The organism is Bartonella sp. AS69XJJH (genome assembly GCF_042195585.1).
In the GTDB taxonomy this organism is placed as follows: Bacteria; Pseudomonadota; Alphaproteobacteria; order Rhizobiales; family Rhizobiaceae; genus Bartonella.
In genome coordinates this window covers 52,858-68,620 of the sequence record NZ_JBHIOO010000006.1, presented here as the reverse complement: position 1 = coordinate 68,620, position 15,763 = coordinate 52,858, and the positions used below count along the sequence as shown (strand labels likewise).

The following is a 15,763-nucleotide window of genomic DNA, read 5'->3' as shown; positions in this document are numbered from 1 at the left end:
TGATATTTGAGAGGTAAATAACTGCCTCCTTGGTTGCATAATTTTCTCAATATTAATTAATAAAAATCATAAAAAGGAAAAATTTATATTCATTGTTTTTACCAGTTGATAGGGCGCTTTGATTTTAAATGACAAGTTTTGAGAAGTCCGCAACCAATTGTGTAACAATGTGAGTACGTTTGAGAAGAGCAAGACGGTTAGCACGAACATCAGGTTCTTTATCATTCACCAATACTTTTTCAAAGAATATATCAATCAATTTTCCAAGTGGCGCTAGCACACTGAGTGCAAATGATAAATTTGTTGCATTGATGGGAGTAAGAACCTTTTTTTCTACTTCACAGATTGCATGATAGAGCTGCTTTTCTTCGTTCTCGACAAAGAGCTCAGGATTAATTTCATTGGCTATCGTTGTGCTTTTTTGAAATTCATTTTCAAGAATATTGGCAGTACGTTTTACAGAGGCTACAAAGTTCACTCCATCATGGGTATTGATAAAAGCGATAAGGGATTCGACACGACGTGCAACCAATAAAAAATCATCAGAATCTTTATTCAAAACAGCTTCAAGGGCATCGTAACGAGCACCTTCCTCTTTTAGATAGATTTTCAAACGATCATGAAAAAAGAATAACAGGTCTGATAAAATATATTCTGTTTTTTCTGGAAGTAGATTCTGTAATTGCGAATTTTCTCTTTGAGAGATTTCATATTTATTTTTTTGTTGTAAGAAAAGATTCGTTGCGAACTGAAACAGTGGCATAAGATTGATTTTCCAATCTCGCGAAAGGACAAGCCTAATAATTCCCAATGCTGCTCGTCTTAACGCATAGGGATCTTTTGAGCCCGTTGGTTTTTCATTGATGAGCCAAAAGCCAACGAGCATGTCAATTTTGTCAGCGAGCATAACAGTTATAGCAAGCGGTTCTTGTGGAAGACGATCTGTTGGTCCTTGAGGTTTATAATGGTCCTCGATTGCTATAGCTACACGAGGATCTTCTCCTTGAAGAAGGGCATATTTTTGCCCTATAACACCTTGTAGTTCAGGAAATTCTCCGACAATTTCTGTTTGCAAATCAGCTTTTGCAAGGATTGCTGCACGTTTTGCTAAAAGAGGATCTGTTTGTATCAAAGGTGCAATTTCTTGTGCGAGTGTAGCAATGCGTTCTACTCTTGCACCTTGCGTACCTAATTTAGCATGAAAAGTTACATTCAAATGATCGAGTCGCGCCATTCTTTGATCGAGAGGTTTTTTTATATCAAGTTCAAATTTTTTTATAGAAGATTCCAATTGTTGAAGATCAGGCAAATCACGCTGATCGGTTTGCCAAAAATAAAGTGCATCAGAAAGACGGGCACGGACAACCTTACTATTTCCTTTTGAAATTTCTTTGCCTTCATCATTTGCAAGAATATTAGAAACGAGAATAAAATGATGAGAAAGTTTTACTTTTTCTCCTTGTTTACGGGTGACAAAACATTTTTGATTGGCTCGAATGGTCAAGCGAATAATTTCTGGAGGAATATCAAGGAATGATTTGTCAAAATCACCCATCAGAATAACAGGCCATTCAACAAGACCAGCAACTTCTTCTAGGAGGGAATTGTCTTGAACCAGTTCTAACCCGTTGGCAAAGCAGAGATTTTGGGCATCAGCTAAAATAATATTCTTTCGTCTCTCGGCATCCAGAATGACTTTATGGGTTTCAAGTTGAGTAACATAATCATCAAAGCGACGCACTCGAAATGGCTTTCCATCACTTAAGAAACGATGACCATAAGTTAAATTATTGCTTTTAAGAGAACCAATTGTAAACGGAATAACATGTGTTTCACCAATTTCTGGTCCGAAGATGCAAAGAATATTTTGTAGAGGTCGAATCCACTTCAGAGCACCATTTTGTGCTGAATCTTTTCCCCAACGCATAGATTTCGGCCACGGAAAGTTTCGGATAATATTCGGTAAAATATCGGCAATAATTTCTTCTGCAGCTCGACCTTTTTTTACAATTTTAGCAATATAAAAATGACCTTTTTTATCATCATGTCCAATATGTGCTTCAGAAATATCGTTTAATCTTGTTGCACGTAGAAAACCATCAATTACATGCTGTGGTGATTTTATACTAGGACCTTTGCGTTCTTCATGGATATCTTTTGAGCGTGTAGAAAGTCCGCGTACGTCTAATGTTAGCCGACGAGGTGTCCAATATTCACGAGCAGCTTCATAGATCAATCCAGCATTCACAAGTTGATCTGTAACAGATTTTTTAAGATCAGCAGCAGCTTTGCGTTGCATACGTGCAGGGATTTCTTCACTGAAAAGTTCAAGAAGAAGATCAGACATTAGGCTTCTCCAGTGTATATTTGTCCAGCTTCTGTGAGTAAGAAGGCCTCCCCACAACGGCGCGCGAGATCACGAACGCGAAGAATGTAATTTTGTCGTTCGGTTACAGAAATAACGCCACGTGCTTGCAAAAGATTAAAGATATGGCTCGCTTTAATACATTGATCATAGGCAGGAAAAACACAGCGATGTAATATATTTTCTTTATTTGGTTTTCCAGCATCAAGAAGTGCGCTGCATTCGCGTTCTGCATCGATAAAGTGCTGATGTAGCAGTTTTGTATCAGCAAATTCGAAGTTGTAATATGAGTATTCTTGTTCTGCCTGTAAAAAAATATCTCTATAACTTATTTTGTTTTCTCCCTCCAAACCATTAAAGTTAAGGTCATAGACGTTATCAACCCCTTGGATATACATCGCGAGACGCTCAAGACCGTATGTGAGTTCCCCTGAAACTGGAGCGCATTCAATGCCGCAAACTTGTTGAAAATAAGTAAATTGAGAGACTTCCATCCCATCACACCAGCATTCCCATCCAAGCCCCCAAGCACCAAGAGTGGGACTTTCCCAATCATCTTCAACAAAGCGAATATCATGCAGTTTTGTATCAAGCCCGATAGCTTGTAGCGACTTTATATAAAGTTCTTGTAGATTGAGCGGAGAGGGTTTGAGAAGCACTTGGAATTGATAATAGTGTTGTAAACGATTTGGATTCTTACCATAGCGGCCATCTGTTGGGCGTCGAGAGGGTTGGACATAAGCAACTTTCCAAGGACGTGGACCTAGAGAGCGTAATGTTGTTGCTGGATGAAAAGTCCCAGCTCCGACTTCCATATCGTAAGGCTGCAAAATTGCACATCCATAGTGTGCCCAATAATTTTGCAAAGTTAAAATTAGTCCCTGAAAAGAACGTTTAGGGTTAAGATGTTCAGGCAGTTTCACGCTTTATACTCTTTATATTGGACTAAACAAAAAAACCAAAGTAATTTTAGTTTCTCTATCTATTATTTTATGTGGTTTATGGTTAAGCATTGTTTATTGCAAACCAAATTTCAACTTTTCTTGAATTTGTTCAGAATTTTCTGGTTTTCCGTCAATTGCGTGGTTCCATTGAAAGATTGCTTCACGTTTACGTCCAACTTTCCAATAGGCATCCCCTAAATGATCATTCAGTGTTGGGTCCTCAGGTTGTAATCTGACAGCATTTTCTAATATTTGCACTGCTTTATTATATTCTTTTAGTTTATAATAAGCCCACCCTAAAGAATCGAGAATATGACTGCTGTGAGCTTGCAAAGCAGAAGCTTTTTGCAGCATACGGAGCGATTCTTCAAGCTTCTCACCACGTTCCACAAGGGAATAGGCTAGATAATTAAGAACCTGCGGTTGGTTTGGGAAAAATTCAAGTGATTTTCGCAAGTCAGTTTCTGCCTTTGGCCATTGCTTTAAACGTTCAAAAGCAATACCACGCTGATAAAAGAGTTTCCAATCATCTTGCTGAAAGTTTTTTATCTTTGTGATAGCGGTGTCTAGAGTTTTAATGGCCTCAAGAAATTTATTGTCCTGCATATAAAAAGCAACGAGCGTTATCAAAATATTACGATCATTAGGAAATTTTTTATTTAACAATGTGAGTAATTTTATTGCTTCTTTGTAATTGTTGTTATTGGCAAGAAGGAATGCAAGATGAAGTTGTCCATCTCTATAATAAGGAGATTTAGGGGATAAAGCGCGATAAAGTTTAATTGCTTGATGAGGATCATTCAATTTAGCAGAAATGTGTGCGAGCTGAAACAGTGTTGCGTCATTTTGAGGGTATAAGGCAAAAGATAATTGCTTAAAAATGCGTGCAATTCGCCCTGAGTTTTTGTGGTTGAGGGCTGTTCCAAAATTATATAATACTTCGGCTGCTCCTTGTTGAGGTGTTTTAATAACTCTCTCTAAGAAAGTATTCTTTTCAATTTTTTCTCGAAAGTTTTTAAAGACTTCTCGATCTGACAACATTTGTTCGCCATGTTGAATTGTTTGAAGAGCTTGGTTGCGCATATTATGGCGCAATTGGAATGAGGCATAGGCTATGATAATACGTTCATAAGTATTAGGAGCAATAAGAGTTCCCTGTTTGTTACTCAGTGCTTTAATGAAATATTTTTTTGCATCCTTTGGCCGTTCTGCAAGGTCGCTCATAAGTGCTAGATGATAAGATATAAAAAGGTCATACCAGACAGGACCTTTGAGTTTTTTAAGATCAGCGATTGCCTGAGATTTTTGTCCAGATCCAAATGTAATCCAAGCACCGATGAGTTCAGGTATTGGATTATTGGATGCAGGAAGTTCTTTTAATTGCAGAAGAATCTTGGCATTCTTATAGTCTTTTTTGATGAGACTTTCTACTGACAAAGTTAAGGAAACAAAGGGAGTTATAACATCTTGCTCTTTGAGTTTTTGGGCTTGTTGGACAGCTTCTTTAAAGTTTCCGATCGAGAGCATAGCTTCAAGGAGCTCTTTTTGTGTTTCAATGTTATCAGGTTGATAAACGAGCGCTTGTTTAAAGTAATTGATAGCAAGTTCTGTTTTATTTTCATGATTTGCAACCCTTCCAGCTAAATAAGCACCTGTAAATGAGCTTGTATGAATTGCTGCACTTATTTTACTGTAGGTGGGGAATGGCATCAGCATGATACCCACGATAAAGAGGGTAAAAAGTCGGGATACCGTTGCAGAGCACATGGAGCTAATCCTTTTCAAGATAATCAATCGATGGTGTTGTTTATAGATCATATCTCATTACGTTGTTGAGAAATACTGCGATTTTTGCAAAGAATTCAGTTTACGCGCGCAATACAAAATTCAACAGTCTCAACGAGAGCATTGTAAGCAAGATTTTTGTTCATGGAAACAAGAGCATCAATTGCATGTTTCCCATAGATGCGTGCTTGTTCTATTGTATCTGTGATACTATCATATTTTTCTATTAAGTGTTGCGCGTATGCGAAGGCTTCATTATTGTTATTGCCATCTTCAAGTGCTTGTTTCCAGAATTTTTTTTCTACCATATTCCCACGTTCATATGCGATAATAACAGGCATTGTTATTTTTCCTTCTCTAAAATCATCCCCTATATTTTTTCCTAAGTTTTGAGCACTACCACTATAGTCAAGTGCGTCATCAATCAATTGGAAAGCTAAACCTAAAGATGACCCATATTCACGTAATGAAGAGCGCTCTTTATGTCCATAGCCAGCAACAATCGGTCCTACTTCAGCGGCCGCTGAAAAAAGTGCGGCTGTTTTTGCATTGATGATTTTGAGATAGTCTGAAGGGCTGGTTTTGATATTTTTTGCAGCAGAAAGTTGCATAACTTCTCCTTCAGCAATAATTGCAGCAGCATTCGCTAGGACAGAGAGCGCTTCTATGGAACCGACATCAACCATCATTTTAAAAGCTTGCCCCAACAGGAAATCACCAACAAGTACACTTGCTTGGTTTCCCCAAATCATCCGTGCTGTAGATTTTCCACGTCGTAAATTACTTTCGTCAATCACATCATCGTGTAGTAATGTTGCTGTATGCATAAATTCAACAGCTGTTGCGAGTTTTATATGCCCGTCACTTTGATAACCGAACATATGAGCAGAAGCGAGCGTAATCATTGGGCGTAATCGCTTTCCACCTGATGAAATAAGATGGTTAGAAATTTCAGGAATCATCTCAACCTCTGATTTTGCCATAGAGAGAATAAATTGATTTACGCGCTCCATATCTTTTTGAGTAAGATTGACAAGAGATTGAAGAGAAATTTGATTATTTCTTATTTGTTTTGGTTTGATAGCTGCACTCAATGTGTTTACTCCTAGAGTATTGCAATGGACATATATAAAAATTACTTTATTCATTAGCATAAAGGGGGTTTGGTTTTGACTCAAGCTTTTGATGGCACTTTGAAGTGTAAGCTTGGAATGTTATTGGCAAGAAATGTTCTTTAGCGAGTGTAATCTCGTTATTATGACATAATAAAAAAATTTAAAATAGCAGCTGAATGGCAAAAATGCAGTTTATAAAGGTAAACATTAGGCTTTTAAATGGATAAAGCAGCGAATCAGAGTGGTGAAACCATTGACAGTTTTCACCGCGGAAAATTTTATTTGGTTCAACCTCATAAATATGGTCATCGTTCTGGAATGGATGCGATGTTATTAGCTAGTTTGGTTCCAAGTGATTTAAAGGGCAAGGTTGTTGATTTAGGTGCAGGAGCTGGAGCTGCAGGGCTGGCTGTTGCTTCGCGTTGTCTGAAAGTTCATGTTACCTTAGTTGAACGTTCAGCTTTTATGGTATCTTACGCTCAAAAAACGCTTATGCTAAAACAAAATAAACAATTTGCTAGCCGAATTTGTTTGCTAGAAGCAGATGTTACCTTTAAAGGGAATGCCCGTATAAAAGCAGGTTTGATAGATAATAGCTTTGATTTTGCGATTATGAATCCACCTTTTAATAATCCTACTGATCGCAAGACACCTGATAAGCAAAAATCTGAAGCACATGTTATGTCTGAAGCGATGTTCGATAATTGGTTGCGGAGTGCAGCAGCCATTGTTAAGCCAGGTGGATACTTAGGTCTCATTGCGCGTCCACAATCGCTGACAGATATTTTGCGTGCTTTAGAAGGGCGTTTTGGTGGTATTTGTATAATTCCTGTGCATGCCCGTGCGAAAACAGCAGCAATACGTCTTTTATTTTACGCAAAACGAGGAAGCAGAGCAGCTTTATCTATTTTACCGGCATTGGTTATACACGAAGGTAATGACCATACTTTTTCACCACGGGTTGATGCAATTAATAATGGATATATAAGCTTGTGGGAACTTTTCTAATAATATCTTGTATTTTTTAGTTTATTATTTAAAGTCCAAACTTTGTTATTAGGGAGGTTTGACCTTGGGTGAAGTTATATTTCTGCTTGTAATGTGGGGATTGATTGGCGCTTTTGGATATTATCGCGTTCTTCCTTTTTGTTGTCCTTGCCTATTTAATTGTTCTTAAATCTATAAGGAGATTTTGTTTTGATGGATGTTATTAAAAGTTTTATTCTACGCCGTTTTTCTTCCGATAAACTTGAAATTCCTGTGGTGCGCCTTCAAGGAGCAATTATGGATTCATCAGCATCTATATCTCGCACCCTTTCCCTTAGTAGGTGTGCAAATCTTTTAGAGAAAGCTTTCGCACACAAAAAGTCACCGGCTGTTGCACTTATTATTAATTCTCCTGGTGGTTCACCTGTACAATCGCGTTTTATCTTCAAGCGTATTCGTGACTTGGCAGAAGAAAAAAATAAAAAGGTGCTTGTGTTTATTGAAGATATTGCAGCATCTGGTGGTTATATGATTGCTTGTGCGGGGGATGAAATTTTTGCAGATCCTTCTTCAATTGTTGGTTCCATTGGAGTGGTTTCAGCTTCCTTTGGTTTTCCGGAACTTTTGAAAAAAATTGGTATCGAACGGCGTGTATACACAGCAGGGAAGAACAAAGTTACATTAGATCCATTTCAGCCAGAAAAAAAGGCGGATATTGAGCATTTGAAGTCTCTCCAACTTGAAGTGCATCAAACTTTTATCGATTTGGTTAAAGAACGGCGTGCTGAAAAATTATCAGATGATTCGAATCTCTTTACAGGAATGTTTTGGAGTGGAAAACAAAGCGTTGAGCTTGGTCTGGTTGATGGATTGAATGATGTACGTTCTGTTATTAAGGAGCGCTTTGGTAATGATGCAAAACTTCGGCTTATTATGCCTCCAAAAAGTTTTTTAGGACCTAAAACGCCTTCAGGAGTAACGGCACAGACGATTTATACAGTCGTTGATAGTGCATTGATGGCAGCAGAAGAGCGAGCACTTTGGCAGCGTTATGGTTTGTGATGGAAAGGGTCATTCAAGCCAGAGAGATTTTTATCTAAAAACAGATGCTAGAAAAAAAGGGCTTGAAATGATACGAATGAGAGCATGTCGTTTATTTTGTATGAGAACTCTTTATATTTATTTTTGTTTAGAAAACGATTAAGAATATCTCAAGCTGTTTATAGAGCTTGTGCTAAACGTATGGATAAAAGGGGGAAATTTGTAAAAGAACCCTATGCAGGTGAATATTACGTCATATGATATCAAATGTACAAGCTTCGTTCCAAAGACATTCCTATTTATTTACACCTATTAAATTGAATTTAGCTCTACATGTTGTGGGGCAACGTGCTGATGGGTATCATTTAATAGAAAGTTTGGTTTATTTTAGTCTTAACGGCGATTGTCTACACTATGCACCTTGTGAAAATAATCAGTTTGTTTTGACGGGGCCGTTTGCAAAAGGACTTGTTTCTCATTTAGACAATTTGGTTATTCGCGCACGGGATTTTATGCATAAGACTTTTCCGGAATGTGCTCAACCTGCTTTTTTTCGGCTTGTAAAAACATTACCTGTTGCTTCAGGCATTGGTGGTGGCTCAGGTGATGCAGCTGGGGTTATAAGCATGTTGCGTCAACAGTGGAATCTTGATTGCCCTTTTGAGAAATTAGCAAAAATGAGCTTAGTTCTTGGTGCTGATGTTCCCATGTGCCTTTGTGCATTAGAATATCAGCAACCGCTTTTGGTCAAAGGAATTGGTCAAGAGATGATACAACTAAAAGGAGCCTGTTCTCTTGCAATAGTATTGGTTAATCATGGACAAGAGATTTCAACACAAACTGTTTTTAAAGCGTTAGAGAAGCGTCATAATCCTTCTTTAAAAATTAATACAGACGCTTTAAAGAGTGTTGATTCATTGGTTGAAGCTTTACAAGAAACGCGTAATGATCTTTTTTCTGCTGCATTAAAAATAGCACCTCAGTTAGCTGAAGTGTTATCTATATTAGATGAATCTGGGGCTCTTTTTTCCCGTATGTCTGGAACGGGAGCAACTTGCTTTGGTATTTTTAAAAATAAACAAACGGCGCAACAAGCAGCTCTTTTTATCAAATCAATGCACCCAAATTGGTTTGTAAAACCTATCATGACTTTAGGAAACATTTGATAAATAAATATAAAAGCTTTTATTTCGTCATGGTTTTATTATACACAATGAAAGAGAGTAACCAAAGAAATGTATTTTTTTATCTTTTGTGCAAGAATTAGCAGCATGCTTAAAGAGCCATTTAAAACTGTAATGCTTGCAAAAAATGATCAGGTTACAGAAATAACAGAAATAGATGTATGTTTGTTGTATTTGTGATTTGTCAAAGATGTTTAATTTTCCGCTTCAGCCAAATTTTTCGTGCGAATTGGATTTGCAAAAACAGGGTTTTGTTCATATAGCAGGTGTTGATGAAGTAGGACGGGGACCTCTCGCTGGACCTGTGGTAACGGCAGCAGTTATCTTGGACAAAGATCATATTCCTAATGGGTTAAATGATTCAAAAAAACTTTCTTTTCTCCAACGAAATAGATTTTATCATGAAATTTTGCAAAGTGCATTAGCGGTTTCAGTCGCTAGTCTTTGTGCTCGTACAATTGATCAATCTAATATTAGAAAAGCAACTTTAGAAGCAATGCGTCGCTGTATTATAGGATTAGCCATTCCAGCCCACTATGTCCTTGTTGATGGACGTGATATTCCTTCTGAGTTGTCCTGTCCTGCAATGGCGTTGATTAAGGGCGATCAGCGTTCGCTTTCAATTGCAGCCGCATCTATTATTGCAAAAGTAACGCGTGACCGGATGATGGAATGTGCAGGACAAGTTTATAAAGGGTATGGTTTAGAGAAGCATGTAGGTTATGCAACGCTAGCGCATCGCACAGCTCTTGATAAATATGGACCAGTTATAGGGTTACATCGTTATAGTTTTGCACCACTAAAAGAGTGTTATAGAAATGATGTGTCATGACGATTCTACCACTCAATAGTGCTTCAATAAGAGAGGCAATAGTGCTTCTTAAACAAGGGAAGTTAGTAGCGTTACCAACGGAAACTGTTTATGGATTAGCGGGCGATGCAACCAATGGGAGGGCAATTTCTTCTATTTATTCTACAAAGGGTCGTCCGCAAATTAATCCTCTTATTGCACATGTCAGCGGCATCGAAATGGCGGAACGTTATGTTAAAATTGACTTTCTTTCACGCCAATTAATGGAGGAATTTTGGCCAGGGCCTTTGACATTGGTTTTGCCTTTAAAGGAACAGCATAATATCCATCCTTTAACAACCTCTGGTTTGAATACCTTGGCTGTTCGTTTTCCAGACAGTCGTTTTGCAGAAGTGGTACAACATTTTGGCCGCCCACTTGCTGCTCCTAGTGCGAATCAATCGGGGCGTCTTAGCCCGACTTCAGCTGAGGCTGTTTTTGCATCTTTGGGAGAATCTGTTCCTTTGATATTGGACGGAGGACCTGCTAAAATAGGGCTTGAATCAACAATTATTAAGATTTGTGGTAAAAATATTTATCTTTTACGTCCAGGGGGGCTGGCGGCTGATAAAATTGAAAAAGTTGTGGGGAAGTCTTTAAAACGGATAGATCAAAGGGCGGCGATTGAAGCTCCAGGGATGTTAAAGTCGCATTATGCTCCCAATGCCACGATTCGTTTGAATGTAGAAAAGGTGGAAAATGGTGAAGCGCTTTTAGCGTTTGGTTCAAAGCGCGTTATGGGAGCTGAAAATGCCGTTTCTATTTTAAACCTTAGCGAAGATGGCAAGTTGGAAGAAGCAGCCTCTCATTTATTTCAATATATGAAGGAATTAGATTCATTTAAAGTGAGATGTATCGCAGTAGAACCTATTCCATCATACGGATTAGGGGAGGCTATCAATGATCGTCTTATACGGGCTGCAGCCCCAAAGGAGAAATGAATATGGAGCAGGAATTAATTGAGGGGTTTAGAGAAATTGTTGGTGCTAAGCATGCTATAACAGATCAAGCGTTGATTGCACCGTATTTGCTTGAAGAGCGTGGGCTTTTTCATGGGAAAACACCTTTACTTTTACGTCCATCTTCTTGTGCAGAGGTCTCATCGATTATGCAGTTAGCGAGCAAAACACGTACACCGATTGTGCCACAGGGTGGAAATACAGGGCTTGTGGGGGGGCAACAACCAGATGAAAGAGGAGGGGCCGTTCTTTTATCCATGGAGCGATTAAATAAGATTAGAGCTATAAATCTTGAAGGAAACTTTGTTGTTGTAGAGGCTGGTGTTATTTTACAGGATTTACAGAAAAAAGTGGATGAATCAGGTCGTTTTTTCCCTCTTTCTTTGGCATCTGAAGGTTCTTGCCAAGTAGGAGGAAATCTTTCGACGAATGCTGGAGGGACAGCTGTTTTAGCTTATGGCAATATGCGTGATCTTTGTCTTGGGTTGGAAGTTGTTTTACCAGATGGCCGTATTTTAGATGATTTGCGTTTTGTTAAAAAAGACAATAGCGGTTACGATTTGAAAAATCTTTTTATTGGTGCAGAAGGCACATTAGGTGTTATAACTGCTGCAGTTTTAAAGCTTTTTCCGAAACCCAAAGAAATAGCTGTTGCTTTGGTGGGATTGTATAGTCCGGTGAAGGCTTTAGAGTTTTTGTCTCTGGCTCAAGAATATGGAGGAGGGATGTTGACAGGTTTTGAGCTCATGGGAAATCTCAGTTTACAAATGGCTTTAGATTATAAGATGTGTGAGAAGCCTCCTCTTCAGCGGAAACATGAATGGTATGTATTAATGAATATTTCATCATTGCAAGGCAATGGTGAGGCGTTATCAGTATTGAGTATTATTTTAGAAGAAGCTTTAAAGAATGCGATGATAGAAGATGCAGTTATTGCACAATCTTTAAAACAGCAGGATTTTTTTTGGCAATTACGAGAAAGTATATCACCAGCACAAAAGTTAGCAGGAGGGTCCATTAAGCATGATATTGCAGTCCCGCTTGCTTCTATTCCTGATTTTCTTGCTGAGGCGGCACTTATTGTTGAAGATCTTGCTCCAGGAGCACGGGTGATTTGTTTTGGACACATGGGCGATGGAAATTTACATTATAATGTTACACAACCTGTAGGCGCTGATACGACGGTGTTCTTGCAGTTATGGTCAAAAATGAATCATTGCATTCATAGTTTAGTGATGGACTATAGAGGTGCATTTTCTGCTGAGCATGGAATTGGTCAGCTTAAGCGCGAAGAACTTCGTTCTTTTAAATCGCCTGTCGCATTGGATATTATGCAAGGGATTAAAAAAACGCTTGATCCTTTAGGGATAATGAATCCAGGAAAAGTATTATAATTCAAGAATGGTGATCATGTATTTTTGTTTAGATTTTAATAACCAAAAAAGAAACCAGTTGTTTTTTATTCAAACTTTTAATAATCCAATGAGAAAAAGCTGCTAAAGGGTGTATGTTATTTAAGATAAATTGGGATAATGTATATGGCTAATCAATGCTTTAATCAGGCAAAAGCGGTGCTTGAATTTCGGTTGGATCCGTGCCATTTGCCACAAACGACGACATATTTTTCATCTAAAACGGGTAATCAGGTTATCTGTTCGTTAAATGAGCGTGGAGTTTCTTTTAAAACGGATATGCCTTCAAGTTTATCGCATTTAATACCCCCTTATCATTTCCAAGGAATTGCAGCACGTACCGTGAAAATGCGTTCAGGAGAAAGAGCTGTTGCATTAGAATTACTTCATGCCGATGAGGAAGCTTGTATACCGCTGTTGGTTTCCAGAGATTTGAATAATGTTCTTCTGGATTGGCGATTATGGGCGGATACTTATGGTCTCCCCATGCTTATGATCAGTGAAGATAATCGCATTCTGGTTGTAAAAGATCGTTCTGATTTACATCGATTTTTTGGTACAACAGCACATTCTAAACAAAAGCGTTTTTTACTTCGTTATAGCAATCCGTTAGGCTTGCGTTTGGTGATTTCGAATCGAATTGCACTCCAGTAATATTAATATGTATTCATTTTTGTACTACCATAAGCATTTATCTTTTTGTGCCGTAAAACATCGTTGTTTGGGCGGTAATATAAGGCATGTAAACTTCACACATGAAGTGTTTTTAGAGGACATGGCGAATATTCTTAAGTTTGCTTGTTCGTCTTTGTGTAAGTGAAATATATGAGTGAAAACCAAGAGGAACCCGCTCCATGAGAGAGCAAGACGTTTACAGACGGCTTTGGTATGACTGTTCGTTCTTTATGGCAAAGAGGAAGTCAATGATTGTAAACGAGAGTTTTTTGACACCATACATTGGCAGCAGGAATCGGTTATGTTAAACGCTTTTTTCGAAGAGGTAAAAACAGCTTTCATAACAATAGAAACCGTTCTTTGGCAGTGTAATTTTGGTTTTTGCCACATCATTAAAATACGAGAAGATTGCTGGAAGTGTTTTTGAATTTTTTTATAAATCATTTCTCCATGTTGAATGAGAGCTTTGAATATTGCAAAATATTCTTATTTCATCTCTCTCTTATAATTAAAGTCATTTTTTTTGCACGTTATAAGAAGGGTTATAGTGTGGATAAAAAACATTAAAAAAGAGTAAACACTTTCTAATAAAGTGTTTAGATAGAAATGGTTATCGTAACATTGAGAGTTGGAAAATACAAAGATGATATCTGTTTTATCTTTATTCCAGAAAGATGTCAGAATGGATTTATACTTATTTGCAGGTAGTGTCGTAAAATGGGAGTGACGAGCATGAGAGATATTGTTTAAGAATCTGTACGTAAATAACATCAGTATCTTTTTGGGGCATTTTATTTTTCGTAAAAGCGGAACTTCATTAAAAAACGCGATAAATAAAAGAAATGATAATATATATGTTTTTCGTCAATATTTTATAAGAAAGAAAGCGTTCATAAAAATGATGAGAAAATGCGTTTAAAGTAAATAAAACAGTAAAATGATCAGTTTATATGACAGTATCATATTCAGAAAATTTTCCTATTTTATTATGAGTAGTTATCCTATTTACAATATTTGATTGTTCAAAGGAAAGCACACTCATTTTTTCAAAATTATGATCAACGTAAAACAGTGAGAAAATTTTTATACTATGCTCTTATATAAAATAATCAAATCGTAAAAAAGAATATTCAAAGGATTTAGTTTTCTCGCGCAATGGCTCTCCATCCGATATCACGCCGAACAAAACCTTCTGGCCAATCAATACAATCAACAGCTTCATAAGCACGTTTTTGTGCATGCGTAATCGTGTTTCCTGTTGCTGTTATGTTGAGAACACGTCCACCATTTGCAATGAGTTCTCCATCACGCAATACTGTACCAGCTTGAAAAACTTTCACATCGGGAAGAGTGTTTACTTTATCAACGTTACGGATGACAGTACCTTTTTGGGGAGAGTCTGGATAACCATTGGCAGCCATAACAACGGTGAGAGCAGTTTTTTCAGACCACCGAAGAGGCTTATTTTCAAGTTTTCCTTGAGCTGCAGCAAGAAAAATTGGCAAAATGTCATCTTTGAGACGCATCATTAAAACTTGACATTCAGGATCACCGAATCGTACGTTAAATTCAATTAATTCGGGTCCTTTTTGCGTTATCATTAAGCCGACGAAGAGAATACCTTTAAAGGGAGCGCCCATTTCTTTCATGCTTTTTAAAGCTGGTTCAACAATTTCTTTGAGGGTACGATTCACTATTTCTTGGGTCATGATGGGCGCTGGTGAATAAGCACCCATCCCACCGGTGTTTGCTCCAATATCCCCATCACCTACACGTTTATGATCTTGAGCAGATCCAAAAGGAAGAGCAATTTTACCATCACAAAGGCAGAAGAAGCTTGCTTCTTCACCTTCAAGAAAAGATTCTACAACAATTTTGTTTCCTGCATCTCCAAATGCACTTTTGAAGCAGGCATCGACTGCGTTAAATGCTTCTTCCATAGTTGTTGCAACCACGACACCTTTGCCAGCAGCTAAGCCATCAGCTTTAATAACAATGGGAATACCTTGTTGTTGAATGTAAGCCTTAGCTTTAGAGGCATCATTAAAGCATTGGTAACTTCCTGTAGGAATGTTATTCTTACGACATAAATCTTTTGTAAAAGCTTTTGAACCTTCTAGTTGAGCAGCTTTTTGAGTAGGACCAAATACACAAATGTTAGCGCTATTAAGAGAGTCTGTTATACCCGCAACCAATGGTGCTTCTGGTCCTACAATCACGAGATCAATAGAATGTGCCTTACAAAAATCAATAACAAGGGGATGGTCATCAATGTTTAAATTAATATTTTTACCAAATTCTGTTGTTGCAGGGTTTCCAGGAGCACAATATAATTTTGTTAGTAGTGGTGATGCAGCTATTTTCCATGCTAAAGCATGTTCTCGTCCACCTGAGCCAATAAGAAGAATATTCATTGCTTGCTCCTCTCATAAAAGATGATTAATCT

12 protein-coding genes are annotated in these 15,763 nt (G+C 37.8%); 7 read left to right on the top strand and 5 right to left on the bottom strand.

What is annotated here, in order from left to right:
* Window positions 1–124 precede the first annotated feature (124 nt).
* The 4 genes from glyS to ACFIK6_RS04435 form a co-directional block, all read right to left on the bottom strand.
* Window positions 125–2,347 carry a glycine--tRNA ligase subunit beta gene (glyS, locus tag ACFIK6_RS04450; RefSeq protein ID WP_375641939.1) on the bottom strand — a complete coding sequence of 741 codons (2,223 nt, stop codon included), beginning with the start codon at window positions 2,345–2,347 and terminating at the stop codon, window positions 125–127.
* Window positions 2,347–3,288, bottom strand: a complete 942-nt coding sequence (locus ACFIK6_RS04445) for a glycine--tRNA ligase subunit alpha (protein WP_273787892.1) — start codon at window positions 3,286–3,288, stop codon at window positions 2,347–2,349. Before ACFIK6_RS04445 ends, glyS begins: the two co-directional genes overlap by 1 nt.
* Window positions 3,289–3,381: 93 nt before the next feature.
* Window positions 3,382–5,076 carry a tetratricopeptide repeat protein gene (locus tag ACFIK6_RS04440; protein WP_375641940.1) on the bottom strand — a complete coding sequence of 565 codons (1,695 nt, stop codon included), beginning with the start codon at window positions 5,074–5,076 and terminating at the stop codon, window positions 3,382–3,384.
* Window positions 5,077–5,171: 95 nt separating this feature from the next.
* Window positions 5,172–6,248, bottom strand: a complete 1,077-nt coding sequence (locus tag ACFIK6_RS04435; protein ID WP_375641984.1) for a polyprenyl synthetase family protein — start codon at window positions 6,246–6,248, stop codon at window positions 5,172–5,174.
* A 180-nt stretch (window positions 6,249–6,428) separates the two neighbouring features.
* Here ACFIK6_RS04435 and ACFIK6_RS04430 point away from each other — a divergent pair, with 180 nt between their 5' ends.
* The 7 genes from ACFIK6_RS04430 (at window position 6,429) to ACFIK6_RS04400 (ending at window position 13,296) form a co-directional block, all read left to right on the top strand.
* Complete coding sequence (locus tag ACFIK6_RS04430; protein WP_375618455.1) at window positions 6,429–7,217, top strand: tRNA1(Val) (adenine(37)-N6)-methyltransferase; 789 nt, start codon at window positions 6,429–6,431, stop codon at window positions 7,215–7,217.
* Window positions 7,218–7,409: 192 nt separating this feature from the next.
* Window positions 7,410–8,258, top strand: a complete 849-nt coding sequence (locus ACFIK6_RS04425; protein WP_375641941.1) for a S49 family peptidase — start codon at window positions 7,410–7,412, stop codon at window positions 8,256–8,258.
* Between the two features lie 236 nt (window positions 8,259–8,494).
* Window positions 8,495–9,403: a 4-(cytidine 5'-diphospho)-2-C-methyl-D-erythritol kinase gene (locus ACFIK6_RS04420; protein ID WP_375677413.1), complete on the top strand. Its 909-nt coding sequence runs from the start codon at window positions 8,495–8,497 to the stop codon at window positions 9,401–9,403.
* A gap of 175 nt (window positions 9,404–9,578) precedes the next feature.
* A complete protein-coding gene (locus tag ACFIK6_RS04415; protein ID WP_375677412.1) occupies window positions 9,579–10,253 on the top strand; it encodes a ribonuclease HII in 675 nt (224 codons plus the stop codon).
* Window positions 10,250–11,212, top strand: a complete 963-nt coding sequence (locus ACFIK6_RS04410) for an L-threonylcarbamoyladenylate synthase (protein WP_375677411.1) — start codon at window positions 10,250–10,252, stop codon at window positions 11,210–11,212. The genes ACFIK6_RS04415 and ACFIK6_RS04410 overlap by 4 nt, the downstream gene beginning before the upstream one ends.
* A gap of 2 nt (window positions 11,213–11,214) precedes the next feature.
* Window positions 11,215–12,624 carry an FAD-binding oxidoreductase gene (locus tag ACFIK6_RS04405; RefSeq protein WP_375641945.1) on the top strand — a complete coding sequence of 470 codons (1,410 nt, stop codon included), beginning with the start codon at window positions 11,215–11,217 and terminating at the stop codon, window positions 12,622–12,624.
* A 144-nt stretch (window positions 12,625–12,768) separates the two neighbouring features.
* The gene (locus ACFIK6_RS04400; RefSeq protein ID WP_375641946.1) at window positions 12,769–13,296 is read left to right on the top strand and encodes a DUF6101 family protein; all 528 of its coding nucleotides are present in this window, start codon (window positions 12,769–12,771) and stop codon (window positions 13,294–13,296) included.
* Window positions 13,297–14,456: 1,160 nt separating this feature from the next.
* On the opposite strand, the gene purD is transcribed toward ACFIK6_RS04400, so the two are convergent.
* On the bottom strand, window positions 14,457–15,731 hold the full coding sequence (purD, locus tag ACFIK6_RS04395; RefSeq protein WP_375677410.1) for a phosphoribosylamine--glycine ligase: 1,275 nt from the start codon (window positions 15,729–15,731) through the stop codon (window positions 14,457–14,459).
* Window positions 15,732–15,763: the final 32 nt, after the last annotated feature.

What these genes read in the sequence shown, in the direction of transcription:
- glyS (WP_375641939.1), bottom strand. Translation starts at nt 2,347, where the DNA reads ATGTCTGATCTTCTTCTTGAACTTTTCAGTGAAGAAATCCCTGCACGT.
- ACFIK6_RS04440 (WP_375641940.1), bottom strand. Translation starts at nt 5,076, where the DNA reads ATGTGCTCTGCAACGGTATCCCGACTTTTTACCCTCTTTATCGTGGGT.
- ACFIK6_RS04435 (WP_375641984.1), bottom strand. Translation starts at nt 6,248, where the DNA reads ATGCTAATGAATAAAGTAATTTTTATATATGTCCATTGCAATACTCTA.
- ACFIK6_RS04430 (WP_375618455.1), top strand. Translation starts at nt 6,429, where the DNA reads ATGGATAAAGCAGCGAATCAGAGTGGTGAAACCATTGACAGTTTTCAC.
- ACFIK6_RS04425 (WP_375641941.1), top strand. Translation starts at nt 7,410, where the DNA reads ATGGATGTTATTAAAAGTTTTATTCTACGCCGTTTTTCTTCCGATAAA.
- ACFIK6_RS04420 (WP_375677413.1), top strand. Translation starts at nt 8,495, where the DNA reads ATGATATCAAATGTACAAGCTTCGTTCCAAAGACATTCCTATTTATTT.
- ACFIK6_RS04415 (WP_375677412.1), top strand. Translation starts at nt 9,579, where the DNA reads ATGTATGTTTGTTGTATTTGTGATTTGTCAAAGATGTTTAATTTTCCG.
- ACFIK6_RS04410 (WP_375677411.1), top strand. Translation starts at nt 10,250, where the DNA reads ATGACGATTCTACCACTCAATAGTGCTTCAATAAGAGAGGCAATAGTG.
- ACFIK6_RS04405 (WP_375641945.1), top strand. Translation starts at nt 11,215, where the DNA reads ATGGAGCAGGAATTAATTGAGGGGTTTAGAGAAATTGTTGGTGCTAAG.
- ACFIK6_RS04400 (WP_375641946.1), top strand. Translation starts at nt 12,769, where the DNA reads ATGGCTAATCAATGCTTTAATCAGGCAAAAGCGGTGCTTGAATTTCGG.
- purD (WP_375677410.1), bottom strand. Translation starts at nt 15,731, where the DNA reads ATGAATATTCTTCTTATTGGCTCAGGTGGACGAGAACATGCTTTAGCA.